A 22,510-nucleotide genomic window follows, 5' to 3' on the forward strand; every position below is an offset into this window, starting at 1 on the left:
TCTTCTCCCCGTCACCAGGTGAGCGGCAGGTACGTCGCGACGAGCCACTCACCGAGTGGCCTGGACCCGGCGTCGACCCGCGCCGCGCCGCTGCGTTCTCCCGGTGTCTCCCGCACGGTCAGCGGGTAGGCGGACACGGTCATCGGCAGGGTGCCTTCCGCGCGGATCGGAAGCAGCGCCGAGATCGGAACGGTCGTGCTCGACGCCGTGGCGGAGGCGACCACGGCCGACCCCACCTGCTCGCGCAGGACCACGCCGTTGCGCAGCAGCCGGACCTGCGCCCCCCGCGTGATCGCCTCGTCGCCGCCCGGCACCACGAGTTCGAGCTGCCCCTGCCGGTAGTGGTAGCCGCCCGAGATCACGTACGGCACCTGCACCGTCATCAGCACGGCGGTGAGCCCGCAGGCCAGCACCGCGATCACGCCCCCGATCCGCCACACCGACGCTCCCGACGTCCTGGCCTCCTGTACGCGCAGCAGGAACCCGACGAGCAGCCGGCCGAGCAGCAGCAGCACGACGACCGAGATGGCCACCGTGCCGAGGAGGCCGAGGCCGCGCAGCAGCTCGCCCCAGAGGGACAACGCCAGCACCCCGACGAGGTAGACGGGGAAGACCAGGCAGGCCAGCCCGTACGGCACCGCCCACCGCAGCCCCGGCAGCTCGACCGGGTAGGTGCCGCCGAACAGCAGCCTCGTGACCAGCCGGCGGGCGTCGATCATCGCCCGCTTGCGCAGGTCCGAGATGTCGAGGTGGCTCATCAGCGCCAGGTAGCCGTCGAGCTTGATGAACGGCAGCAGGTTGAGCAGCCCGCTGGTGTAGGTGACGACGGAGAAGACCAGCAAGGCCGCCTCACCCGTCGGCAGCGCCACGACGGCCACCGCGCCCGCCACCACGAACTGGGTGGCCACCCCGGCCAGCGCCACCCGCACCCGCCGCTCCTTGTGCCCCAGCCGCCAGCCGTCGGAGACGTCGCAGAAGAACGCGGGCAGCAGGTAGAGCAGCATGACGCCCATCCGGCTCGGCCGCCCGCCGTAGTGGCTGAGCACCGCGCCGTGGCTCAGCTCGTGCACCACCATGACCAGGTACGAGCCGGCCGCCACCCACGCGTAGACGCTCAGCGGCAACGGCGATCCGAGCGCCTGCGCCAGCGCGCCACCGTTCAGCGCCAGGCTCACCGGCCCGGCCAGCGCGATCACCACCGCGACCACCGCCCAGAAGCGGTTGGCCAGCGCCGCCAGCAGCGGCCGGCACCAGGCCAGCAACCGGGCCGGACGCAGCAGGGTGATCTGCAAGGTCAGCGGGGGCACGTACTTCACCCAGGGGGCGGTGGCGCTACGGCCGCGGCTGCCGTCGTCCAGCAGTTTCATCCGCTGCAGCTCGCCCAGCGCGTAGCCGAGCGCCTGCGGCGTCCACTTCGGCCCCAGGTCGGCCATCAGCTCGGCGTGATCCCGGTCGCCGTCGAGCGCGCGGCCCAGCCGCGCCATGTCCGCGCCCACCCGGATGTAGCGGCCGGGGCCGCGCTGGATGATCCACGGGGCGCCCTCGTGCTCCGGCGCGTGCACCTGGACGTCGTCGGCCAGCCGGGGACGGGCGGGAATGGCCGGGTCCAGCTCCTCCCGTTCCCTCCTGCCGAGCTTCACGGTCACCGCCCGGTCGCATTCATGACCAGGAGCGCGAAACAGACCAGAGCCGCGACACCGAGCACGGCCAGCACGACGATCTGCGTGATCCCCGCCAGGCTGCTGTTCGCGACCAGGGCGAACGCGACGACACAGATTCCAGCCGCGATGATCAACCACACCGTGGACACGTTGCTCATTCCTTTCCTTCTCCGAGCGGGAATTCCTTCTCCGAGCGGGATCGAGGGCGGGCGGTGGCGGCGGACGACCGCCGCCACCGCTGTGTGCTATGCCGCTACGTCCGCCTCGGGCTCCTGCATCTCAAGCTCGAGACCGAGTGCCGCATCCAGTGATCAGCGCGCTCAGGTGATGACGCTGATGCTGCTCATCACGGCGGTCACGCCGTACGAGACCGCCGTGCCGACGACACTCGTCACGGAGACGCCGGTGACGACTCCCCAGAAGGTCCCCCAGCCGGGAGCCTCCATGGCTTCGAGCTCCTGCATGCCCAGCTCAAGCGGGGCGTTGGCCAACTCGTTCATGTGCATTCCTCCTCTCGGGAAAACCGGATGTCAGGTCGCCGCGGCCGCGCTGGCGACCGCGCTGGCGAAGGCGAGGGTGCCGAGGGTGATGACGACCCCCTGCTTGAAGCCGGACCAGAATCCGGGGGCGTCCATCGCCTCGAGCTCCTGCATGCCCAGCTCAAGCGGGGCAATCGCCAGTTCGTTCATGTGCCTCTCCTTCGATGTCAGGTCGCCGCCGCGCTGGCGACCGCGCTGGCGAAGACGAGCGTCCCGAGGGTGATGACGACCCCCTGCTTGAAGCCGGACCAGAATCCGGGAGCGTCCATCGCCTCGAGTTCCTGCATGCCTAGCTCCAATGCGGGAGTCAGGCTGGAGGTCGCCGCCATGTCCATCGCCACACCTCCTCTCCTTCCTGTCAGCCCGCGGCCTGTCCGCGGGAGCCCTTGGTGGGCAGGGCGGCCACGGCATCCGGTGTGCGGATCACCTCGGCCAGCAACCGCCGTACCTCGTCCTTGGCCAGGCCGCCGAGCATGGGCAGCCCGGCGCCCCAGGCGCGCACGATGCGCGCGGCGATGGCGTCGAGCGCGTCCTCGCCGGCGCTCAGCCGCCGCTCCACCAGCCACGAGTCGATGAGCGTGGCCATCCCGTCGGCCGGGTCGCCCGGCAGTCCCGCGGGATCGACGGCCCGCAGCACCGGCCAGAGCCTGGCCAGCCGCCTGGCGGAGCCGAGCCGCCGCTCCCCGCCGGCGATGGCCCGCCACAGCGGCGGCAGCAGGGCGGCGACGGCGCGCATCTTGCGCACGCCGAGCACGCCCGAGACCTCGTTGGCGATCAGCCAGCCCTTGTTGGCGAACGCGGTGCGGCCCAGGTGGATCCACTCCTGGTGGGTGAGCCCGCTCAGCTTGGCGATCTCCAGCCGCAGCGCGCGGTCCACCGGCCGCCCGCTGCTCCGCGCCCGCCGCACCTGGTGCCCGGCCGTGACCAGCCGTACGGCGACCGCCTCGGCCAGCGCGTCCTCGGTGGGCAGGTCGGCGTGGTCGCCCGCGTACAGGCTGACCAGGCGGAACAGCGCCTCCAGCACGCCCTCGGAGATCAGCTCGGCCGGCAGGGTGTCGGTGGCGACCGGGTCGAGCACCGCGATGTCGGGCCGCAGGCACTCGCCGGAGACCAGCCGCTTGCCCTGGGGGTATTCCAGGCAGGCCACCGTGCTGAGCTCGGCGCCGGTGCCCAGGGTCGTGGGGACCGCGACGAGTCGTACGGCGCGCTCGGTGCCCTGCGGCAGCACGGTCATGCCGCTGCGTTGCGGGACCGAGAGCCTGGCTCGCGCGGCGGGGCGCTCGTACAGCAGGGTGAGCAGTTTGGCCTGGTCGAGCAGGGAGCCGCCGCCGACGCCGACGACCAGCTCGATCCCCCGCAGACGTCCGGCCAGGTCCAGGACGCCGGCCAGGGTGCCGGGGCCGGGCAGGACGGTCAGCTCCGCCTCGCGGCCGGCCTTGACGACCTGGCGGCGGACGCGGGAGACGATCTCGCTCTCCAGCACGCCGGGATCGACGAGCAGGCTCACCCGCCGCCCGGAGCCCGCGGCCAGCCACGGGGCCAGGCCGTCGGCCCCGAAGAGCGTACGGGTCAGGCACTGCGTGCTCTGCTGTGTCATGCCGGGACCTCCCTGCCGCTGTAGGCCGACAGGCCGGCGCGCAGGCAGCCGAACAACTCGCTCAGGTCGGCGTCCGTGTAGGTGAGCGCGGGCACGAGCTGCACGCCGTTGACGCCCGGGTGCACGATGGCCCCGGCGCGGCGGACCGCCGCGACCACGGCGGGCACCTCGGCCTGCGGCAGCTCCGCGCCGTCCGGCGTACGCAGCTTGATCGCGCGGAAGCAGCCCACGCCGGAGGTCCCGGCGACCATCGGGTGCCGCAGTGCGGCCAGCTCCTCATCGAGCCGGTCGGAGACCCGCCTGCCCAGCGCCACCGCGTCCAGGCGGCGCATCTCACCGATGGTGGCCAGGATCGCCGCGCAGGTCAGCGGCGTGCCCGCCTGCGTCTCCGCGTGCGCGAGCACCGCGCCGGCCTCGGTGAACGCCGCCGCCACCCGCCGGGAGGCCATCACCACGGCGGCGGCGCTGACCCCGTTGGTCAGGCCTTTGGAGGCGAGGAGCAGGTCCGGCGGCTCAGGCCAGCCCTGGGAGGCGAAGAAGCTGCCGGTACGGCCGAAGCCCGTGGCCACCTCGTCGGCCACCAGCAGGAACCCGTGCTCGCGGCGCAGCCGCAGCAGCTCGGCCACGTACTCGCCGGCCAGCGGGACGGCCCCGCTGCCCAGCACCGGTTCGACGACGACCGCCGCCACCTGGGCGCCCTGGCGCTCCAGCAGCCGGGTCAGCTCGCCGGTGTCGTTCGGCGTGACGTGCCGGACCAGCCGCTGGTCCACACCGTAGAGCCGCTGCCCGAAGTCCTCGCCGGTCAGGGCGAAGGCGCCGAACGTCATGCCGTGGTAGCCGCCGTTGAGCCCGACCACGAGCTTGCGCCGGTCGTTGCCGCTCAGCGCGTGGTAGTGCCGGGCGAGCTTCATCGCCAGGTCGTTGGCGGCGCCGCCGGAGGTGGAGAACACCGCCCTGGCGTAGTGGTCGGCGCCGCACAGCTCGACCAGGGCGGCCGCGGCGCGGCGCGCGTAGTCGTTCTCGTAGCGGAAGACGTTGAGGTAGGACGCCTCGGCGAGGGCCTCGGAGACGGCCGCCGCGATCGCGGGGTTGCCGTAGCCGAGGTTGGTGTTCCACAGCCCGCTGGTGCCGCAGAGCAGCTCGCGCCCGTCGGCGAAGCGGATCCGTACCCCTTTCGCGGAGACCGCGCAGAGCTCGTCGAGCCCCTGCTGGTCCGTCGTCAGCAGCGCGGGCCACAGCGGCGCGGTCACTGGCTCACCTCCGCTTCCAGGAGGATGTCGCGGTGTCTGGCACCGGCGTCGCCGAGGGCGTGCCGGGAGAGCACGGCCAGGCCCGCCTGAGCCAGCTCGGCCTCCAGCCGGTCGGCGGGGACCACGGCGACGGTGCTGGTGGCCACGGTGACCGGGCCGTCCAGCGGCTCGGCCGGGCAGATGGCCACCACGCGCCGGCCCGCGCCGGGGTCCCAGCGCTCGAAGAACCGGTACGACGTGCCGCTGACGCCGACGAAGGGCACCTCGACCTCGTGGCCGTCCACGGCGTCGAGCTCGACGGTGGACAGGACGAACCGGCCGCCGGGCGCCAGGTGCTCGCGGACCGTGCCGTACAACGCGGCGCGGCCGTCGGCGTCGAGCAGGGAGATCGACGACGTGCCGAGCACGATCACGGCGAAGCGGCGCGGCGAGGTGAAGGTCCGCATGTCGGCCCGGACCAGCGTGCAGCGCTCCCGCAGGCGCGCGGGAGACTCCTCCAGGCGGGCGGCCAGCAGGGCCAGCATGCCTTCCGACAGGTCGACCGCGGTCACCTGCCTGCCCAGCGCGAGCAGCGGCAGCGTCAGCCGGCCCGAGCCGGCCGCGAGGTCGAGCACCGGGCCGGGAACGCGGCGGACGAGGGTGATGAGCTCGCGCACCTCGTGGGTGTCGGTGCCGGCGACGTCGTGGTAGACGGCCGAGCCGGTCAGGTCGTACATGTCGCACACGACCGCGCGCTCGCCCAGCTCCGTCACCAGTTCCCGGGCCTGACGTGGCAGGTCTGTCCGGAGCATCACGTCAGCCGCACCCCCGCCTTGGCGAAGTAGTCGGTGACGGTACGCAGGCCGGCCGGGTCCGCGTGCTCGGCGGCGGCCTCGATCGAGCCGCACGCCAGCAGCGCCTCGGCCAGCTCACCCGCGCGGTGCTCCACCTCGAACGTCCTGGCGGGCCACGGCTGATGGACGTAGGCGGCGTCGTCGGTCCACAACAACAGCGGCAGGTCCGGCCTGGTCAGGTCCGCCGGGGCGGCCATGGGCTCCAGCGCGGTGGCCAGCCGGCCGCCGAAGCCGGAGACCCGCACGCCCGAGGCACCACGCAGGGTCAGGTCCCGGATGGCGGCCAGGGCCGCGAGGTAGCGGCCGAGCCAGGGGCGGGCGGCCAGTTCCGCGGCGCGCGGCTCCTCAGGGACGGCCGCACCCAGGCAGACGGCGCAGGGCCGGTCGCTGCCCGCGTTGACGCGGTGCCACGCGGCGGTCAGGACGGCCAGGTCGTCGCCGACCTTGCCGAGGGGCAGTCCGGTCGGGGAGGTGGACAGCTCGCCGTCGGGGCCGGCGTACAGGCGCAGCCGCGGCCCGTCATGCCCAGGGCCCGCGGCCGGGCCGGGACCGGCGCCGAGGGCGGGGGCGTCGGCGAGGCGGACCGTCGGGTGGATGAGGAACTCGGCGAAGTGGCCCTCGGCGAGGGCCCGGTCGGCGTCGGACAGGTAGAGCTCGAAGTCCTCCTCGCCGAAGACCCGGATGGCGGTGGGCCCGATCACGGACATGTACTCGCTGGTCGCGTACTCCTGCGTCTGCAGGAAGAACGACTCCGACAGCGACATCTCCGCGCCGGGTTCGCTCAGCGAGCCCTCGTACGGCACCACGACCGGCCCCGAGGCGTCCCCGGGCCCGTCAGGAACGAAGATCACGGTTTCCGGGCCGGCCAGGCCGGACTCGATGACCGTCGTCAGGTGGTCGGAGTTCTCCAGAACAATCGCGGATACCTCTTCTGGCAGCGCGGCGGTCCCCGCCTGCCCCGTCGCCCACTGCATCAGCAGGCGCTTCGTCCCGGCCAACGTCTTCCCCCGTCCCTTCTGTTGAACGGTTGCTCAGTTGAACGTGCCACCTACCAGCGCCCCGAGCAGGGCCTTCAGCTCGTTCATGGTTTCTTTCTGGCCCTGGAGGTTGAACACCCCCGTGAGGTTGAGGATGATCTCGTCGGCGCCGGCCCGCTCGTACTCCTTCAGCGCGGCGACGAGCTCGTCGAGGTCCCCGCTGAGGAACGCGCCACCGGCCACGGCGGCCTTGGCGTCGGCGGCCGGGTCCTTGCCCGTGACGTCCAGCCCGGCCTTGCGCAGCATGTCCACGTAGTGGGGGGCCTGAAGGTGCAGGGCGTTGCTGGCCATGGCCTGCTCGGCGGGCGTGCGATCGGGCCTGGCCACCGCCAGGGGCACCATGGCCGCCAGCCGGGGCGCCGGGCGTCCCGCCTCCTCCGCGCCCTCGCGCAGGGCCGGCATGACGGTCTCGGCGAGGTAGTCGACCGGGGTGAGCCAGGTGATGGCGACGTCGGCGAGCTGACCCGCGAGCTTGGCCATGTTCTTCCTGAGCACGCCGAGGCCGATCTCGATGGGCGGCGACACGGCCGGCGGGAGCATGGCCTTGCACTGGACGTACTCCCCGTGCACGTCCACCACGCCGCCGTCCAGCAGCCCGCGGACGGCGGTGACGTACTCGCGGATCGCGCCGAGCTGGCTCGGATAGCGCTCGCCGAGCAGGCTCTCCTGGAAGGAGATGGGTCCCGGGCCGAAGCCGGCGACCACGGGCTCGCCGGTGGCCATCGCGAGCGAGCGGACCTGCAGCGCCGCCTCGTACGGGTTGCGCAGCGGCATCAACGTCACCCCGAGCCCGGTCGGCACCCGGAAACCGGCGCCGGCCGCGTACACGAACCCCTGGTGCGGCTCGACGAGGGTGGCCTGCCCCTGCCACAACGCGTGCGCGGCGGTCCACTCGACCAGTGCCGCATAAGGAAGGATCTGCTCCGGCCGTCGCGGAACAAATGGGATCATTACCGAATACTTGGCCACTTGCGCTCCCCGTCGTTTTCACGTCGTGACCGAGCTCTTGTCTTACTCCGCGGCCTCTTCCCCGAGGCTTCCCCGGCCGCTTCCACGGGCCGGTTTCCCCTGTTCAAGCCGGAAGTGACCGAGGAACATGACAGATGTCACACGGGACCGGTGACGACGGCGACTACGGCCCGCCGGCCGCGTGGACGAGGCTGGCAGCAGCGGACGTCTACCATTGTTCGATGTACGGCTGGTGCTCGGCTCCTGCATCGTCCGGCGCCAGCCGTACTTCCCGGGCCGAGGCCCCCAGGGAGGTCAGGATGCCGATGCCATCCCCCGTCGTCTGGTCATGGGTGCTCGCGGGCGGCCTGATCAGCTATCTCGCCGTCGTCGCGCCGCTGCTCGGCCGCCGCTCCTATGAACGGCTGGAGAAGGGCATCACCCCGCTCTCGCGCGGTCTCGCCCTGAGCATCGTGGAGCTGTGGGCGCTGGCCGCCGTCGCCCTCCTGGTGGTGGGGCTGTCGCCGTCCCTGGATCTGGCGGGTGTGGGCATCAGGCAGCCCGACGACCCCAGCCTCACCTACGGCATCGCGGTCGCGCTGCCCGTCGCGATGGTGCCGATGGTGTTCTTCATGCGCTGGCTGGTCCGGAACGGCGGGAAGGTACCGGGGTCCGGCGCCTACTCCGCCCTGCTGCCGCGCACGCCTGGGCAGCGGTGGCTGGCCGGCGGGGTCGCGGTCTCCGCGGGCATCTGTGAGGAGCTGATCTACCGGGGGCTGTTCATCGCCCTGGGGCTGGCGCTCGGGCTCAGCCCGCTGGCCGCGGCGGCCGTGGCGGTGGCGGTGTTCATGCTCGGGCACCTCTACCAGGGCCTGTCGGGAGCGCTGCTGTCGCTGCTGGCCGGGATCGCGTTCACCGGGCTCTACCTGCGTACCGGCAGTCTGATCGCGCCGATCGTGGTGCACGTCCTGGTCGACCTCAGGTCCCTGGTGTTCACGCCGCAGCCCCAGGCGCAGCCCGCGCGGGTGGAGTCGTGAGGTTCTCGGTCATCTGCCCCACCTACAACCGCGGGCCGGCCATCGCGGCCACCGTCGAATCGGTGATGGCGCAGTCGCTGCGGGACTGGGAGCTGCTGGTCGTCTCCGATGCGAGCGACGACGACACCGACGAGGTGGTCGCCGGGTTCGCCCGCGCGGACGACCGGGTCAGGTTCATCAGGACCCATCGCCACGGGCACCCCTCGGGGCCGAGGAACATCGGGCTCGCCGAGGCCCGCGGCGAATACGTCGCCTACCTCGACCACGACGACCGGTGGGCGCCGGAGCACCTGGCGGTCCTGGCGCGGGCGCTGGAGGGCGAGCGGTTCGCCGCCACCGGGGCGACGCGGGTGGACGCCGCGGGCAACGTGCTGCACGTGACTCCCCCGCTGACGCTCTGCTGGCACCCAGAGCTCCAGGTCATGAACGCGATCTTCCAGCCCTCGCAGGTCGCGCACGTCGCGGGGCTGGCCGAGTCGGTGGGCGGCTGGCGTACGAGCGAGAGCGGGCTGGAGGACTGGGACCTGTGGTTGCGCCTGACCGACGCGGGCGTACGGTGCCGCACCGCGGCCGAACCCACCGTGATCGAACTGGTCGACCCGTCCACCAGGCAGAGCCGGGTGACCGCCCGGCACGGGTGGGAGGTGGCCAGGTTCCCCGACGGGCGGGCGGCGCGGGCCGCGTACCGGTCGCTCAAGGACACCCGCCGGGTGGACGCCGCGCGCTCGGCCCTGGAGACCGACCTGCGGGCCTGGTACGCCGCCCTGGTGGAGAGCGGCCTGCTGGTCATCCCGCGAGGCTGGCGGGCGGACGCGCAGGAGGTGGACCAGGCGCTGCGCGAGGCGGTGGCCGCCGCGCCGATCGGCGGCCGCGAGCTCTGGCCGGACCTGGCGATCGTCCCCCGCGAGGATCACGTCGCGCTGGTGCACCTGATCTCCTGCGTCACGCAGGAGCACGCGGACCGCATCGGCACGCTGAACCGCCGGATCATGCGACACCAGCTGGAGATGTACGCCGACGTCCTGACCTAGCCGGCCCCTTCTCGCCTCCGGCGTCCTGGCCTAGCTGTCGCTCGCCGCGATGATGTTGCCCATCCCCATGGTGGTGCTGACCCGGACCGCCGTGTGGATGGCGTGCATGATCTGGGTGATGGCCTCGCTGACCGTCGGGCCGGTCCACTGCCCTTCGGTGATCTCCACAACCCGTTCAGGGCGGGCGTCGGGGAACAACTTCTGGCCGAGCCCGCACGCTCCCACCAGCGTGACCAGCACGCTCACCCGCTCATCGGGCGCCGCCCCGTCGAGGACGTCGCGTACCCGGCGACGGATCTCCCGCTCCACCCCCGGGTCGCGTTCCGGATATTTCGTGGTACGGAACAGGCCGAGGACCTTGCCGTGCTCCTCGCTGAGCACGCCGCGCTCGGCCAGCCGCTTCAGCAGGTTCCAGCGTCGCGTGGGGTTGGTCAGCCGGTCGAGCCAGAACCTGGTCTCGCGCGGCTTGGACGCCGCGATGTCGCGGAGCACCTTGTCGAGCTCGTCGTCACCGGTGGGCGTCGGGTCGAGGACCTCCAGGCGGCCCTCGACGTAGCGGAAGCGGCCGGCGAGCGTCAGCTCGGCGAGGACGGCGGCGGTCAGGGTCACGTCCACCGCGGCCTCACTGATGTTCGGCCTGCCGGTCTCCTCGTCGTGGGAGAGAAGCAGCAGTTCCTCTGCGATCGTGATATCCACGCTGAAACCCTAGCCCGCGCCGCTTACGCCTGCCCGCCTTCCGCACTCTTGCGCCACTTGAGGTTGCGCCGCCCGATCTGCTCGGGGCAGACGGTGCCGAGGAACCGGCCGACGCGTCCGGCCAGGCGTTCCTGTCGCGGGGCGGTGATGTCAGGAGGGCGGCGAGAAGGCCCGGTCCCCTCGGGCGCGAATCTTGCTTTGGTGGGAGCCGAGTTGGCGTTCGGCGAGGCGGCGCCCGGGGCGCAGGCAGTTCGTGAACCCGCCGTCGCCGGCTGGTGGCCTCGACATCACCGAACGCCTCGGCCCGGTGCAGACGCACGTCAGCAACCTGCTGGCCAAGCTCGATACCCGGCCCCGGGTCCACCTGGTCATCGCCGCGTATGAGGCACCTTGTCCGAGGCCGACCGCCGTACGCGCCTGCGGTTCCCGGCGCCGACCAGGCCATGACGAAGGGTTACCTTCTTGTGGCCCTGAGTACGAACACTTGCCGAGAGTGATGAATTGGTTGCTGTTAGCGTTTGCTTCTCTCCACGAGAAAGGTCAGCTCATGCGGAGAATCATCCGTGCCACGGCGGTGGGGTCGGTCCTGGCCTCCTTCCTCACACTCACCCTGCCCGCCGGGGCCGCCCATGCCGCTCCCCCACCCGTCACGAACGGGGCCCCACCCGCCATCGCGCTCAACCACAACAACGAGGGTGGGGCGCAGCGCCTGGAGGTCTTCGTCGTCGACGAGGCCGGAATCGCCCAGCACAGCTGGAACTGGGACGATGACGACTTTCATCACTGGAGCACCTGGAAACCACTCGGGACCGCGCATTTCACCGGCGGCCTCGCCGCGGTGCGCCGCGCGGACGGCAGTCTGGAGGTGTTCGGCCGCTCCACCGACGGGTTCCTTCTGCACAACCGGCGGGCGTGCGTCGCTCCCTGGGAGTGGTGCGGCTGGGAAAGGCTGCGTGATGCCCAGGTGATCGGCTCGCCCGCGGTCGCGCTCAACGCGAGCGGGGTACCGGAGGTGTTCGTCCATGGGCTGGACCACCGGCTGTTCCACACCGTGGCCACGGGTGCCGGACGTGAGGACTGGGCAGACTGGACCCCTGTGGGAGGTCCGGCACCGATGCGCGGCAGCCCCACGGTGACTCGTGCCCGCAACGGCCTGGACGTGTTCATCGAGGGAACGGACCGGCACGTCTACAACACCTTCGGCACGGGGAGCGGCTACCCCCCGTTCAGGCGGACAGGACAGATCGAGGGGCAGTTCCACGACGGACGGCTGGGCGCCACCTGGCACACCGTACGAGATCTGCGGCTACCGGTGGTGATGACCGCCGGCGGTCTCGGCGGGCTGATGACGCGACAAGTGCGTCCGGGCACGTTCGAGCCCTGGCAGGGCACCTTCGGCAACTTGCGGGTCGAGAGCGTCACCGGCGCCAGCGACCGCCGTGACGGGGCCGCGGTGATGTACGCCCGGTTCACCGATCTCACCCTGCGACGACAGCGGATCACGGACCACTTCGTGGACGGCTGGGATGCGATCGGCCCGCCGAGGGATCTCGGCAAGTTCAGCGCACCGCCGGCTGTCTTCGCGCTTCCCTCCGGCAGGCACTGCGTGTTCGGGCGGGGTCTGAACGGCACACTGTTCTACACCTGTGAAACCACGACGAGGCAACGAGACTGGTTGCCCTGGCGCCCGCTCTAAGGGGGTCCGGCAACTCGAGGTCACTGGCCCGGCAGTCCGTACTGTACGCGGTCACCGCGAAGCATTGTCTGCGGTGGTGAAGGGCGGCACCGAACAATTTCCCCGCCCCGGAAGCTGCGCCTCGCGACGATCGATCGGCCGGCACGGACACCCGTCCGTTGCCCGATATCCCCGGCGGAGGGTTTATGTGAGTGTGAGGTTCTGGCACGGGACGGGGTCGGCGTCCTGCTGCTCCTTTCGGCCGCCACGGGCGGCGGTCCCGTCGCCAGGCGAAGGAGCACCGCGAATCGTCCTGCCGTACTGGTACCTTCCTGGTGGCCGGAGATCGCGCACGCCAGGAGAAGACATGCAAGGCCCTCACCTGTGCGGACGGCATTATCGGCAGGCGCGCGTCGCTCTCGTCCCGTCCGGGAGCGATCGCGGTCGGGTACGTTCCGCGCATGCGGCCGGCGAACCTCACGAACCGGTCCGTCAGTTCGTCAGCGTGAGCGGGTTGACCAGGTCGGCGTAGACGAGCAGGACTGCCATGATCATCATCACCAGCGCCGCCGCGTACGTCAGCGGCAGCACCTTGGCGATGTCGACGTACTGGGGCTTCGGCCGCCGCATGACCTTGGCGTAGGCCCGCTTGAGCCCCTCCCAGAGGCTGCCCGCGATGTGCCCGCCGTCGAGCGGCAGCAACGGGATCAGGTTGAACACGCCGATCGCCAGGTTGAAGCCGGCCAGCAGGCTGACGAAGGTGGCGATCTTCTCCTGGTCGGACAGGTCGGAGGCCAGGATCTCGCCGCCCAAGCGGCCCGCGCCGACCATGCCCACCGGGCCCTCGGGGTCGCGCTCCTCTCCCGAGAAGGCGGCATGCCAGACGCCGACCATCTTCTCCGGCAGGTTGAAGATCGAGCCCGCCACCCTGGACGTCTGCTCGCCCATGTAGCCGATCACCTGGCCGATGCTCTGCTGCTCCATCACCCTGGTGGGCCGCACGCCGAGGAAGCCGACGTTCTTGTCGATCTTCTCGGGGTTCTCGAGGTTGGGCCGGTCCTGGGCGATGAGCGTGACGGCGAGCGTCATCGGCTTGCCGTCGCGCACGATGCCGAGCTTGACCGGGCCGGGGCCGTGGGAGCGGATCAGGCGGACGGCGTTGTCCCAGGAGCCGATCGTGGCGCCGTTGAAGGAGACCATGTGGTCGCCCGGCTTGAGGCCCGCCTGCGCGGCCGGGGTGAGCTGGTCGCCGGGCTCGCAGGTGGCGCGCTGCTCGGAGACGGGGATCAGGCACGTGTCGGTGGCGGACGAGACGATCGGGGCATCGGCGGGCAGGCCGATGCCGACCAGCAGGATGGCGGAGAAGACGAACGCCAGCACGAAGTTCATCAGCGGCCCGCCGGACATGATGATGGCCTTCTGCCACCACTTCTTGCGGTAGAAGACGCGGCCCTCGTCGCCCGGCCGCACCTCTTCCATCGCGGCGTCGCGGGCCGACTCGATCAGGCCCTGCCACGGGCCGGTCGCCGTGCTCCTGAGCCGGCCCGGCTCGTCGCCAGGGCGCGGCGGCAGCATGCCGATCATGCGGATGTAGCCGCCGAACGGGATCCACTTGATGCCGTACTCGGTCTCGCCCTTGCGCCGCGACCACGCCGTGGGGCCGAAGCCCACCATGTACTGGGTCACCCTGACGCCGAAGAGCTTGGCCGGCACCAGGTGGCCGAGCTCGTGCAGCGCGATGGAGACCATCAGGCCGAGGAGGAAGAGGATGATCCCCACGACGTAGAGCCAGTTCATCTAGGCGCGCTCCTCGGCAGACGACAAGGGACAGAAGTGAAGGACGAGACGAAAGGTGCGGCGCTCCAATGTAGTCACTAGCCACACCACAAGAAGGCCAGACCATCCGTACCGGATGCTTTTGGCAGACGACCTCCTCCGTCGCGGCTGACCTTCCATCCAGCGCAGGGAACCACGGCAGCAGCTGCTTCGGCGCCGTCGACGCCGACCCCACCGCGCCGACCCCACCGAGCAGTAGTTTGCCGCGCGGGCCTGGCAGGCGGCCTGTTCGCGGACGTGGCCCTGCCGGTCGGCCAGGTCGCTACCGTGAGGAACGGATCAGGTCGCTGGGCGGCATGCCGCGCACCCTCTTGAAGGCGTTGCTGAAGGCGAACCCGTCGGCGTACCCGACTCTTCTGGCCACGGCGGCGACGGTGCTGCCGGGCGCGCGGAGGAGGTCGGCGGCGATGGTCATCCGCCACTCTGTGAGGTAGACCAGGGGCGGCTGTCCGACCAGCGCGGCGAAGCGGCGGGCGAACACCGCCCGCGACATCCCCACCTCCGCGCCCAGGACCGCGACCGTCCACGGGCGGGCCGGGTGTTCGTGCATCAGGCGCAACGCCTGCCCGATCCTCGGGTCGGCGAGGGCCCGGTAGCCGGGCGGAGCTTCGACGCCGGGCCGCGCGAACCACGACCGCAGGGCCCGGACCAGCAGCAGATCCAGCAGCCGGTCGAGGATGACCTGCTGGCCCGGCTCCTCGCGGCCGATCTCGGCGGCCAGCAAGTCCAGCAGCGGCGCGAACTCCGGCTCCGACGGGATGACGGCCACCTCCGGCAGCGCCTTGAGCAGACGCTCGGACACGTCGCCGCGCAGCGGGTACTCGGCGGTGACGAACAGGTCGGAGCCGTCGGGGCTGAATCCGTACGTGCGCGGTCCCAGCACGAGATTGTCCGCGGCTGTCGCCGGGCCGCCGGCCGTCGTCCAGCAGTTCTCCGCACCGTTGATCACGACCTGGGGCTCCGTGTCCGGGCGATCGGCCACGGTGAACGGCCGCAGGCCGCGTACCAGCACGACGCCCCGCTCCCGGACCGGGACCGGCTCGAGGCCGGCGCGCACGATCCAGGACTCGCCGCGAAGCATCGCGCCCAGCGCCAGCGGGGCGGGATCGCTGAACCGCACAGCCCAGGGCGGCTCGGCGACCGACTGGCAGAAGACCGCACCGTGCGCTCGGACACCCGCGAGATAGTCCTCCAGCACATCCATGATGAGACGATCTCACATGCGTACAAGATGGATGGCCATGGATCGTCTCCCGCGCCACCTGATGTGCTGGCTCCATGTCCGTCTCACCCATTCTCGTGCTCGGCGCCCGGGGCAAGACCGGCCGCCGTGTCGTCGCCCGGCTCGACCGGCTCGGCCACCCCCTCCGTGCGGCCTCCCGTTCCGGCTGGCCCAGATTCGACTTCGCCGACCCTGACACCTGGGAACCGGCCCTGGCCGGTGCGGGCGCGATCTACCTCATCCCGATGAACGAGTCCGTCATGGCGGCCACCGTCGGAGAGTTCCTCGCGGCTGCGGAGCAGTCCGGTGTCCGCCGGGTGGTGCTGTTGTCGGCACGCGGCGTGGCCGGCGCGGCGTGCCCGTTTCAGGAGCCGGTCGAGCTCGCCCTGCGCGCGACGGACCTGGAGTGGACGATCCTGCGGCCGGCCTGGTTCGCGCAGAACTTCGGCGAGGACCTGTTCCTGGAGCCGATCCTGTCGGGGGAACTGGCGCTGCCGGCCGGGGAGGGCCGGGAGGCGTTCGTGGACGCCGACGACATCGCCGACGTCGCGACCGCGGCGCTCACCCAGGACGGCCACGCGGGCGAGATCTATGAGCTGTCCGGCCCAGAACCGCTGTCGTTCCGCACCGCCGTCGAGCTGATCGCCCAGGCCACCGGGCGGCGCATCCGCTACACGCCGCTGGAGACCTCCCGGTTCACCGCCGCGCTGGCGGCTCAGGGGGTGCCGGCCGAGGCGGCCGAACTGGTGGCCGAACTTCTGGGCCGGATCCGCGACGGCGCCGGCGAACGTGTCGGCGACGGCGTACGACGCGCGCTCGGACGCGACCCGAGGCCCTTCACCGACTACGTCAAGACGGCCGCCGCGGCCGGAGCCTGGAACCACTCATCACCGATGTAGTTTCCGATCTGTCGTCGATCTTCGCTCCCGGAACCTCTCGCGAAACGTCCTTCTCAGAACGCCGTCCGCGCCGGGTTCCGCGACACGAATCGAGTTCGCTGGTCCGGCCGCCGCAGCGAAGGCATTCGATGCCCCCTGTGCGAGGCGCGCGGGCAGCGCCTGCCGGACCCCCGGGGGCGGGAGGGTCGCGCCGAAGTACCACGCACACCGCGCTTCGCGCTGGTGCCGTAACTTGCGGAACGCAGGGTGCGCACGCCTGTCCCAGCGTGCCGGACCGGCGGCAGCCCGCAGGCGGCCATCAGCCCATGGAAGCGATGGGTGAGATGACTCGGCTGTACCGCTGCCCAAGCTGATGAGCGTGCCCGTGATCACGGTACCGAGCGCCATGGGCCTTCCGCGGCCCCGGTGAGGCTCTCCGTTCAGGTACGAGCTGGACGTCGCTCGCGGGTAGCTAGTTAGCCGGCCGGCGACGACGGTACCTCGGCGACGAAGCACATGAAACTGATTCCGGAGAACGGCTCCGGGGCGTCCGGGGCGGTCTTCGGCTCGCTGATGACAGCAAGGCGGAAGCCCGCGCCGGTGAAGGCATCGGTCATCGCGTGCAACGGCCGCCGCCAGAAGGTCAGCGGGAAGGACTTCCCGTTGAACGTCCACAGGTCGGTGTAGCTGGTGGTCGCGCGATAGCTGGGCCGAGGATCCTCGGTCAGCCAGTCCACGAACGGGTGGTTCACCGACGCGATCAGCCGGCCGCCGGGCCTGAGGACTCGCCGCATCTCGGCCAGGGTCGGTCCCCAGTCCTCCAGGTAGTGCAGCACCAGTGACGCGACTACGTCATCGAACGTACCGTCGGCGAACGGTAGCGGATCACGCACGTCAACCACCTGCAGATCCGCGTCCTCGCCGAGCCGCCGCCTGGCCACCGCCAGCATTCCGGCGCTGGAGTCGATGCCGGTGACGACGGCGCCGCGCTCGCGCAGTGCGGCGGTCAGGGGGCCCGAGCCGCAGCCGGCGTCCAGGATCCGGCGGCCGGTCACGTCGCCGGCGAGGGCTATCATCGCAGGCCGCTCGATGTACGCGTTGAGGAGGCTGTTCTCGTTCTCCGCCGAGTACTCCTCGGCGAAGCTGTCGTAGTCGTTCACCGGGATCGCCGGATCGAGAGGCTGGGTGGCGGGCGTGATCCAGGCAGGGCGCTGCACGCCGCCGGAACTCTCGGGCACGCCGGTAACGTGTTCCATCATCGCAGCCTAGCGATCTGTCGTCGCACCAGGGGAGGTTTCGTGTTATGTCTCCTGAGGCGCGGACATATCGGATCCTCCGCTGTCAGCGAGCAGCCACGGAGATTCCGGACAGCCGTCTTTTGGGCGTAGCCTGTGCTGCTGTTTGGGTCACGGGACAATCGTTCTCGCCGCCCCTGCTGCGCGACCGACTGACATTTTGCCTCACGAAACCACGCCGCCTCGCGCGCCGCAGGGCGGGTGCGGGCGGCGACTTCGGCAAGGACGACGGCTTCAAGGTTTGTCACATTCGGGGTGATCGCCTCCGCTCAGGGGAGGTCCAACGCTGTGCCGTACAAGCGGGACACCTTGATTTTGATCACCACGCGCTGTTCGCGGGCCTGCTGCTCCAGGAAGGCGGCGGTATCCGGCTGGTCGCCCGCGAAGGCCAGGAGTTCGTCGGCATCGCCGGACACCTCGGCCTCGCCCTCGGCGACGGCGAACGACCAGACGTCGGGGCCTTGCACGTGCAGGGAGACGTGCGGGTTGTTGCGCACTTGGCGTGCCTTGAGCCGGCCGGCCGTCGTGGAGATCCTGACGATCCGCCCGGCCGGGTCCCATCGGTAGAGGACCGTGGACATGGCGGGATGGCCGCTGCGTTTGACCGTCGCCAGCACGCCGAACTGCTGTGCGTCGAGCAGCTTCAGCAGTTCCTCCTCGCTCAGCGACCGAGGGGCCGGGCCCGACTGGTTCTCGTCCATGTTCTCCCCTATCAGGCGGCACGTCGTGAAGATGGCGCCGCCGCTGGACATGCAATCTCTCAGCAAGGACCGTAGCAGATAGTTCCGTTGCAGACAATCAGAAGTTGGGTGCGCGGTAGGCGGCGAGAAACAGGCCGCACGGTCTCGATTGCTTCGGTGTGGACCATGAGCGGGAGCTCGGGTACGCCGCGGGCGGTCGGCCGTCAGGGATCGTCCGTGATACCGCCGCCAGGCGGTCCCGACGGCGGTGCGGAGGGGGGTGGCGGGCGCGACTTCGGTCAGCAAGCCTGCTGCTCAGGCGATCCGGCATGAGCCGATCCGACCGACGTGGCGACGCGCCTACCGTGTGTCGCCGCGGTCGCTTCTGGGGTGTCTCGTGATGTACCGCACGGCCCAGTGCAGGACGTGGTCGGCGACGCGTTCCCATTGGGGAGCGCCGAGGGCGAAGTGCGGCATGCGGGCGAACTCGTGGTAGTCGGTGACCGCGCGGGACTTTTGATAGCGCTGGTAGGTCTGCCGTACCAGGGTGGCGGGGACGGCGTGATCAGCGCCGCCGGCGATCAGGAGCAGCGGGGCGCGCGTGTCGTTGTGCACGTCGACTCCGGTGGCGGGGTGCCGTTGCAGGTTGGCCATGGCGGCCTGGAACAGCGGCCGGCCAGGGGCGGGGACGTGGTAGCGCTGGTAGATTCGCTCCGACTCCTGCGCGGTCAGGGTGTTGGTGAACGCGTAGTGGAACTGTTTGGCGCTCAGCGCCACGGTGCGGGAGCGGTTGCCGGGGTTGGACAGGACCGGGAAGGCCGAGCGCAGGCTGCTGAGCGGCAGCCTCAGCACACCCTTGATCGGGGTGGGGTGGATCGCCACACCGGCGGCGCCGAGGCCGCGGTCCAGCAGGATCTGGGTGATCAGACCGCCGAAGGAGTGGCCGACGATGATGGGGGGCCTGTCCTGCTCCCGGACGATCTTCTCGTAGAAGTCGGCCACCTCGGTGACGCCCCGGCCGTTCATGACTTCGGGGTTCTTGCGCAGGGCTTCGACCTCGATCTCCATGCCGGGCCAGGCCGGGGCGGACACCTGGTGACCGAGCTCGGCGTAGCGCTCGATCCAGTGCTCCCAGGCGCGCGGGGTCAGCCACAGCCCATGAATGAGGACGATGGGGGGCTTGGTCTGGGTGGGCTCGGTCATGGGGTCTCTCCTGGGAGTCATCGATCAGGCGGCCGGCAGCCAGGAGGTTGAGCTCCGGGCTGTCCCCTTCAGCGCACAGGAATGCACGGCCGGAGGAAACGGGCAATTCATATGCAGGTCATCTCCAGATCTGATAACCGGCACTTTCGGTGCAGAGACCGGCCCGGCATCGTGGTCCCGAAAACACGAGCCGACCGCTCGTGAGCAGCCTGACCGTTGGGGGCGGCGGTGCGGGATGGCCAGGAGCCATTTCACCAGGACGAGGCCGCGGTGCAGTCGCACCGGGTACTCGACGTTCAGTCCGGCCGGTTAGCTGGGGATCTCCCGCAGCGCGAACGGCGGATATCGGTCGCGCCGAGCGCGTTGTAGGCGTTGTACACCGTGCATATCGCCATCCGAAGTTCCGTGGCCGCCGGGATCGGCGGCTCGGCATGGGGCTAGGCGGTGGCGGGCCGTGCGGGCACGGGATCGGTGACGCGGCCGCCCTCATTCTCCCAGGAGGCTGAACCGTCCCGGCCAGGTGAGCCCTCCTCCGGGTCCACAGGGCGGAGGATGTCGGCGGGACGGACGCCGACCGTGCCCGCGGCGGCGAGCGTGAGCGCGGCCATGGCGGGGCCGGCCGCGGTGCGAGGCGGGATGACCAGCAGGGTGATGGGCACGGTTCCCGCGATGCTCAGGGTGATCAGGTGCGGGTCGGCGCTGCGGAACCAGCCCACTCTGACCTGGCGACCCCGGGCCGGGATGCGGCGCGGAAGGTGATCCCAGGCGTCCACATGCAGGCCCACACGCAGGACAGCCCTGTCAAGCCGCTGGTCGACGGCGGAGATGAGGGCGGGCAGTTCGGCGGCGGCATCGCGGGTGCGCGGCCACCACGCCCCGTCGACCGTGCCTCGCCGGTCGAGGACGGCGTTCAGGCTGAGCCTGGGCGCGGGCTGGGCCACGAGAACCGGGCTGGACGGGGGAAGAAGTGTCGTCATCATGGTTGCCTGGCCTGTCGGACCCCTTGTTCACGGGGCCGGAAGTGGTCTTTCGCCGCGGGCGACGCCAACCCGAATGCCAACGCTCGAAATGTCCTCGGTATTTTTTATTCTACCTCGTTTTGCGAGACAAGGACATCAAGCCGTCACCAAGGAAAACAGCAGATAAATCGGCGTTGTCATCGGATACGGCGATAATCAGGCCAGTTATTGCCTGTGTTCTGCTCTCGTCACAAAGAGCAGCCTGGACCGGGCCGCGTTGCGTCCGAAAGCAGTAGATCAGGTCCAGGATGCGGGCTGTTCAGGGCCGACTGGCCCGAGGACGCCACCGAGCGTGGCGATGGGTCCCGTATGCGAAACAGGCGATGCGGAAAAGATTCATCTCCAGAAGCGATCGCCAGGCGTTTGGTACCCGCGCATCAGGCAGGCCCATCACTGGGACCGACGGCACTCGGCGCATCTTCGCCGGGCGCCGACTCGGTTGCCGGGGCGACGGGTTCCAGCCAGTCGAGCCGCTCGGCCAGGTGCCGGGCGCTGTCGATGACGGTGGCGATGTGGGAAGAGGGGTTGTCCTGGTGCCACAGCAGGGACCACGGGTAGTGCGTGGCGGGGTCGGTCAGGGGCCGCCAGGTGGTGCCCGGCCGGTTGGAGGAGCGGGAGGAGGAGGGGACGCAGTGCACGCAGCGGTGCTGGAGGACGAGGTCGGCGGCGGCGCGGGAACTCTCGACGGTGCCCTCGTAGAGGGCGGGCGTGAACCCGGCCGAACGGCACAGCGCGAGGACGAACTGGTTGAGCTCCGGCGTCTGCGACTCCTCACCGAGCAGCAACAACTCACCGGCGAGGGCGGCGACGGGCACGCCGTCGAGTTCGGCGAAGCGGTGGTCGTCAGGCACCAGCACGCCCAGCGGATCGAGCCTGATCAGCTTGGCGGTCACCTCGGCCGGAGCCTGGGAGGCATGTCCGATGGCGATGTCCAGCCGGCCGTCGGCCAGTTGCCGGTACTGCTCGGGAGTGCCCGCCTCGACCTGGTGGATCGTGATGCCGCGATGGCTGCGCTGGAGCTCGCGCAGGATCTGCGGCATGGTGTCGTAGCTGGCGTCGATGATGCCGACGCGCAGCGTGGGCACCGACGCGGCAGCGTTACGTGCAGCCTGCCCCGCCCTGCTGACATGATCGAGAATCTGACGCGCCTCGACCAGGAGGGCAGCGCCCGCCGGGGTGAGATCGACGTGGTGCGTGCTGCGATCCAGCAGCCGCACCCCCAGCTCGCGTTCCAGCCGCTGGATCTGCTGGCTCAGCGCGGACTGCACGATGTGCTCACGCGCGGCCGCCCGTCCGAAATGCAACTCTTCGGCCAGCGTCACGAAATAGCGCAGCTGCCGTAACTCCATGCCCGCCCCTTCCTGCCCGGGCGGCACCGATGCGGGCCGTCGTCTCCCACTCTAGGTCTCTCATGAGCGGGTGAACCGCCGGAGGCGGTCCCGGCGTACTTGCCGGGCTGAGGATCCCAGCTCGGGACGTGGACCCGCCGGGCGGTCCGTCGAAGCGGGGATCAGCGTTTGAAGGCGTCCCTGGCCTTCCCGCCGGCCTGCTTCAGATTGCCTGCGACCCGATCGCTCTTGCCCGCGACCTGCTGGCGCCGGTTGCCGGTGACGCGGCCGAAGCGCTGTCTGACCCAGCCCTTGACGATCTGGACCTTGTTGCTGATCTCCCAACGCAGACTCATCGCGATCTCCCTTCACTGCTCCGCCACAGTCAGGCGGCTTGAACTCTCAATGTCCGCTCCGGCCTGATGAAGGGAAACGAGCAAAGACGGCGCCGGTTATCACCGGAACCGATGAGCGCGGGCTGTATCCCGGGGTCGCGATCGTGGAAGGTCCTTCCTGTCCATGGAACGGCCGTGCGGGGCGGCTGGGCGCCGGCCCATGGGAGAGGTGGACCAGCCGGTCGAGCAGGCTGCCGAACAGGTAGAAGGTGGCCGGAACCGACAGGCTCGTCGGTCAGTCTCCGGCCGGGACGTGGGCTTGCCGCTGCGGGGCGGCGCGGCGGCGTTGGATGCGCTCCTCGTCCGGCCAGTGCACGTTGCTCACCCAGCCGAGCCGCTCGAACAGTCCG

At 70.7% G+C, this 22,510-nt stretch carries 23 protein-coding genes; 4 read left to right on the forward strand and 19 right to left on the reverse strand.

What is annotated here, in order from left to right; all coding sequences use genetic code 11:
• Nucleotides 1-11: 11 nt before the first annotated feature.
• From mpaP to AB0I79_RS57460, 10 genes are all read right to left on the reverse strand, one after another.
• The gene (gene mpaP, locus AB0I79_RS57415; protein ID WP_357893487.1) at nucleotides 12-1,646 is read right to left on the reverse strand and encodes a daptide biosynthesis intramembrane metalloprotease; all 1,635 of its coding nucleotides are present in this window, start codon (nucleotides 1,644-1,646) and stop codon (nucleotides 12-14) included.
• A complete protein-coding gene (locus AB0I79_RS57420) occupies nucleotides 1,643-1,819 on the reverse strand; it encodes a hypothetical protein (RefSeq protein WP_357893489.1) in 177 nt (58 codons plus the stop codon). Before AB0I79_RS57420 ends, mpaP begins: the two co-directional genes overlap by 4 nt.
• A 162-nt stretch (nucleotides 1,820-1,981) precedes the next feature.
• On the reverse strand, nucleotides 1,982-2,161 hold the full coding sequence (locus tag AB0I79_RS57425) for a daptide-type RiPP (RefSeq protein WP_357893491.1): 180 nt from the start codon (nucleotides 2,159-2,161) through the stop codon (nucleotides 1,982-1,984).
• A 30-nt stretch (nucleotides 2,162-2,191) separates the two neighbouring features.
• Nucleotides 2,192-2,350, reverse strand: a complete 159-nt coding sequence (locus AB0I79_RS57430) for a daptide-type RiPP (RefSeq protein ID WP_357893493.1) — start codon at nucleotides 2,348-2,350, stop codon at nucleotides 2,192-2,194.
• 17 nt (nucleotides 2,351-2,367) lie between these two features.
• On the reverse strand, nucleotides 2,368-2,535 hold the full coding sequence (locus AB0I79_RS57435) for a daptide-type RiPP (protein ID WP_357893530.1): 168 nt from the start codon (nucleotides 2,533-2,535) through the stop codon (nucleotides 2,368-2,370).
• A 23-nt stretch (nucleotides 2,536-2,558) separates the two neighbouring features.
• A complete protein-coding gene (gene mpaC, locus AB0I79_RS57440; RefSeq protein WP_357893495.1) occupies nucleotides 2,559-3,797 on the reverse strand; it encodes a daptide-type RiPP biosynthesis dehydogenase in 1,239 nt (412 codons plus the stop codon).
• Nucleotides 3,794-5,047, reverse strand: coding sequence for a daptide-type RiPP biosynthesis aminotransferase (gene mpaD / locus AB0I79_RS57445; RefSeq protein WP_357893497.1), 1,254 nt, complete (start codon nucleotides 5,045-5,047; stop codon nucleotides 3,794-3,796). The genes mpaC and mpaD overlap by 4 nt, the downstream gene beginning before the upstream one ends.
• Nucleotides 5,044-5,838, reverse strand: coding sequence for a daptide-type RiPP biosynthesis methyltransferase (gene mpaM, locus AB0I79_RS57450; protein ID WP_357893499.1), 795 nt, complete (start codon nucleotides 5,836-5,838; stop codon nucleotides 5,044-5,046). Before mpaM ends, mpaD begins: the two co-directional genes overlap by 4 nt.
• Nucleotides 5,838-6,878 (reverse strand): daptide biosynthesis RiPP recognition protein, encoded by a 1,041-nt coding sequence (mpaB, locus tag AB0I79_RS57455; RefSeq protein WP_357893501.1) that lies wholly within the window; start codon nucleotides 6,876-6,878, stop codon nucleotides 5,838-5,840. The genes mpaM and mpaB overlap by 1 nt, the downstream gene beginning before the upstream one ends.
• Before the next feature lie 33 nt (nucleotides 6,879-6,911).
• Complete coding sequence (locus AB0I79_RS57460; protein ID WP_357893503.1) at nucleotides 6,912-7,868, reverse strand: LLM class flavin-dependent oxidoreductase; 957 nt, start codon at nucleotides 7,866-7,868, stop codon at nucleotides 6,912-6,914.
• A 317-nt stretch (nucleotides 7,869-8,185) separates the two neighbouring features.
• On the opposite strand from AB0I79_RS57460, the gene AB0I79_RS57465 reads away from it, so the two are divergent.
• Nucleotides 8,186-8,902 (forward strand): CPBP family intramembrane glutamic endopeptidase, encoded by a 717-nt coding sequence (locus AB0I79_RS57465; RefSeq protein ID WP_357893505.1) that lies wholly within the window; start codon nucleotides 8,186-8,188, stop codon nucleotides 8,900-8,902.
• Entirely contained in the window at nucleotides 8,899-9,933 is a 1,035-nt protein-coding gene (locus AB0I79_RS57470; protein WP_357893507.1) for a glycosyltransferase family 2 protein, read from the forward strand. Before AB0I79_RS57465 ends, AB0I79_RS57470 begins: the two co-directional genes overlap by 4 nt.
• A gap of 30 nt (nucleotides 9,934-9,963) precedes the next feature.
• On the opposite strand, the gene AB0I79_RS57475 is transcribed toward AB0I79_RS57470, so the two are convergent.
• Nucleotides 9,964-10,629, reverse strand: coding sequence for a GPP34 family phosphoprotein (locus AB0I79_RS57475; RefSeq protein WP_357893509.1), 666 nt, complete (start codon nucleotides 10,627-10,629; stop codon nucleotides 9,964-9,966).
• Between the two features lie 547 nt (nucleotides 10,630-11,176).
• Between AB0I79_RS57475 and AB0I79_RS57480 the strand changes: the two genes are divergently transcribed.
• The gene (locus AB0I79_RS57480) at nucleotides 11,177-12,325 is read left to right on the forward strand and encodes a hypothetical protein (RefSeq protein WP_357893511.1); all 1,149 of its coding nucleotides are present in this window, start codon (nucleotides 11,177-11,179) and stop codon (nucleotides 12,323-12,325) included.
• Between the two features lie 471 nt (nucleotides 12,326-12,796).
• Here AB0I79_RS57480 and AB0I79_RS57485 read toward each other — a convergent pair whose 3' ends face one another.
• Together AB0I79_RS57485 and AB0I79_RS57490 are read right to left on the reverse strand one after the other, a co-directional pair.
• Nucleotides 12,797-14,101: a site-2 protease family protein gene (locus AB0I79_RS57485; RefSeq protein WP_357893513.1), complete on the reverse strand. Its 1,305-nt coding sequence runs from the start codon at nucleotides 14,099-14,101 to the stop codon at nucleotides 12,797-12,799.
• Nucleotides 14,102-14,402: 301 nt separating this feature from the next.
• A complete protein-coding gene (locus AB0I79_RS57490; RefSeq protein ID WP_357893515.1) occupies nucleotides 14,403-15,344 on the reverse strand; it encodes an AraC family transcriptional regulator in 942 nt (313 codons plus the stop codon).
• Between the two features lie 74 nt (nucleotides 15,345-15,418).
• Here AB0I79_RS57490 and AB0I79_RS57495 point away from each other — a divergent pair, with 74 nt between their 5' ends.
• Nucleotides 15,419-16,261 carry an NAD(P)H-binding protein gene (locus AB0I79_RS57495; RefSeq protein WP_357893517.1) on the forward strand — a complete coding sequence of 281 codons (843 nt, stop codon included), beginning with the start codon at nucleotides 15,419-15,421 and terminating at the stop codon, nucleotides 16,259-16,261.
• 455 nt (nucleotides 16,262-16,716) lie between these two features.
• Here AB0I79_RS57495 and AB0I79_RS57500 read toward each other — a convergent pair whose 3' ends face one another.
• The 6 genes from AB0I79_RS57500 to AB0I79_RS57525 form a co-directional block, all read right to left on the reverse strand.
• The gene (locus tag AB0I79_RS57500) at nucleotides 16,717-17,400 is read right to left on the reverse strand and encodes a class I SAM-dependent methyltransferase (protein ID WP_357893519.1); all 684 of its coding nucleotides are present in this window, start codon (nucleotides 17,398-17,400) and stop codon (nucleotides 16,717-16,719) included.
• A 404-nt stretch (nucleotides 17,401-17,804) separates the two neighbouring features.
• A complete protein-coding gene (locus tag AB0I79_RS57505) occupies nucleotides 17,805-18,236 on the reverse strand; it encodes a TIGR03618 family F420-dependent PPOX class oxidoreductase (protein WP_357893521.1) in 432 nt (143 codons plus the stop codon).
• A 339-nt stretch (nucleotides 18,237-18,575) separates the two neighbouring features.
• Nucleotides 18,576-19,418, reverse strand: a complete 843-nt coding sequence (locus AB0I79_RS57510; protein WP_357893523.1) for an alpha/beta hydrolase — start codon at nucleotides 19,416-19,418, stop codon at nucleotides 18,576-18,578.
• Between the two features lie 437 nt (nucleotides 19,419-19,855).
• Nucleotides 19,856-20,398 (reverse strand): DUF5994 family protein, encoded by a 543-nt coding sequence (locus tag AB0I79_RS57515; RefSeq protein WP_357893525.1) that lies wholly within the window; start codon nucleotides 20,396-20,398, stop codon nucleotides 19,856-19,858.
• 416 nt (nucleotides 20,399-20,814) lie between these two features.
• On the reverse strand, nucleotides 20,815-21,786 hold the full coding sequence (locus AB0I79_RS57520; protein WP_357893527.1) for a LysR substrate-binding domain-containing protein: 972 nt from the start codon (nucleotides 21,784-21,786) through the stop codon (nucleotides 20,815-20,817).
• Between the two features lie 161 nt (nucleotides 21,787-21,947).
• Nucleotides 21,948-22,121 (reverse strand): CsbD family protein, encoded by a 174-nt coding sequence (locus tag AB0I79_RS57525; protein WP_357893528.1) that lies wholly within the window; start codon nucleotides 22,119-22,121, stop codon nucleotides 21,948-21,950.
• Between the last annotated feature and the right edge of the window lie 389 nt (nucleotides 22,122-22,510).

It is taken from the genome of Nonomuraea sp. NPDC050202 (assembly GCF_040656115.1).
Taxonomy (GTDB): Bacteria; Actinomycetota; Actinomycetes; order Streptosporangiales; family Streptosporangiaceae; genus Nonomuraea.

Excerpts from the sequence above, each read along its gene's own strand:
- AB0I79_RS57420 (WP_357893489.1), bottom strand. The coding sequence starts at position 1,819 with ATGAGCAACGTGTCCACGGTGTGGTTGATCATCGCGGCTGGAATCTGT.
- AB0I79_RS57425 (WP_357893491.1), bottom strand. The coding sequence starts at position 2,161 with ATGAACGAGTTGGCCAACGCCCCGCTTGAGCTGGGCATGCAGGAGCTC.
- AB0I79_RS57430 (WP_357893493.1), bottom strand. The coding sequence starts at position 2,350 with ATGAACGAACTGGCGATTGCCCCGCTTGAGCTGGGCATGCAGGAGCTC.
- AB0I79_RS57435 (WP_357893530.1), bottom strand. The coding sequence starts at position 2,535 with ATGGACATGGCGGCGACCTCCAGCCTGACTCCCGCATTGGAGCTAGGC.
- mpaC (WP_357893495.1), bottom strand. The coding sequence starts at position 3,797 with ATGACACAGCAGAGCACGCAGTGCCTGACCCGTACGCTCTTCGGGGCC.
- mpaM (WP_357893499.1), bottom strand. The coding sequence starts at position 5,838 with ATGCTCCGGACAGACCTGCCACGTCAGGCCCGGGAACTGGTGACGGAG.
- AB0I79_RS57460 (WP_357893503.1), bottom strand. The coding sequence starts at position 7,868 with ATGATCCCATTTGTTCCGCGACGGCCGGAGCAGATCCTTCCTTATGCG.
- AB0I79_RS57465 (WP_357893505.1), top strand. The coding sequence starts at position 8,186 with ATGCCGATGCCATCCCCCGTCGTCTGGTCATGGGTGCTCGCGGGCGGC.
- AB0I79_RS57480 (WP_357893511.1), top strand. The coding sequence starts at position 11,177 with ATGCGGAGAATCATCCGTGCCACGGCGGTGGGGTCGGTCCTGGCCTCC.
- AB0I79_RS57485 (WP_357893513.1), bottom strand. The coding sequence starts at position 14,101 with ATGAACTGGCTCTACGTCGTGGGGATCATCCTCTTCCTCCTCGGCCTG.
- AB0I79_RS57490 (WP_357893515.1), bottom strand. The coding sequence starts at position 15,344 with ATGGATGTGCTGGAGGACTATCTCGCGGGTGTCCGAGCGCACGGTGCG.
- AB0I79_RS57495 (WP_357893517.1), top strand. The coding sequence starts at position 15,419 with ATGTCCGTCTCACCCATTCTCGTGCTCGGCGCCCGGGGCAAGACCGGC.
- AB0I79_RS57505 (WP_357893521.1), bottom strand. The coding sequence starts at position 18,236 with ATGGACGAGAACCAGTCGGGCCCGGCCCCTCGGTCGCTGAGCGAGGAG.
- AB0I79_RS57510 (WP_357893523.1), bottom strand. The coding sequence starts at position 19,418 with ATGACCGAGCCCACCCAGACCAAGCCCCCCATCGTCCTCATTCATGGG.
- AB0I79_RS57515 (WP_357893525.1), bottom strand. The coding sequence starts at position 20,398 with ATGATGACGACACTTCTTCCCCCGTCCAGCCCGGTTCTCGTGGCCCAG.
- AB0I79_RS57520 (WP_357893527.1), bottom strand. The coding sequence starts at position 21,786 with ATGGAGTTACGGCAGCTGCGCTATTTCGTGACGCTGGCCGAAGAGTTG.
- AB0I79_RS57525 (WP_357893528.1), bottom strand. The coding sequence starts at position 22,121 with ATGAGTCTGCGTTGGGAGATCAGCAACAAGGTCCAGATCGTCAAGGGC.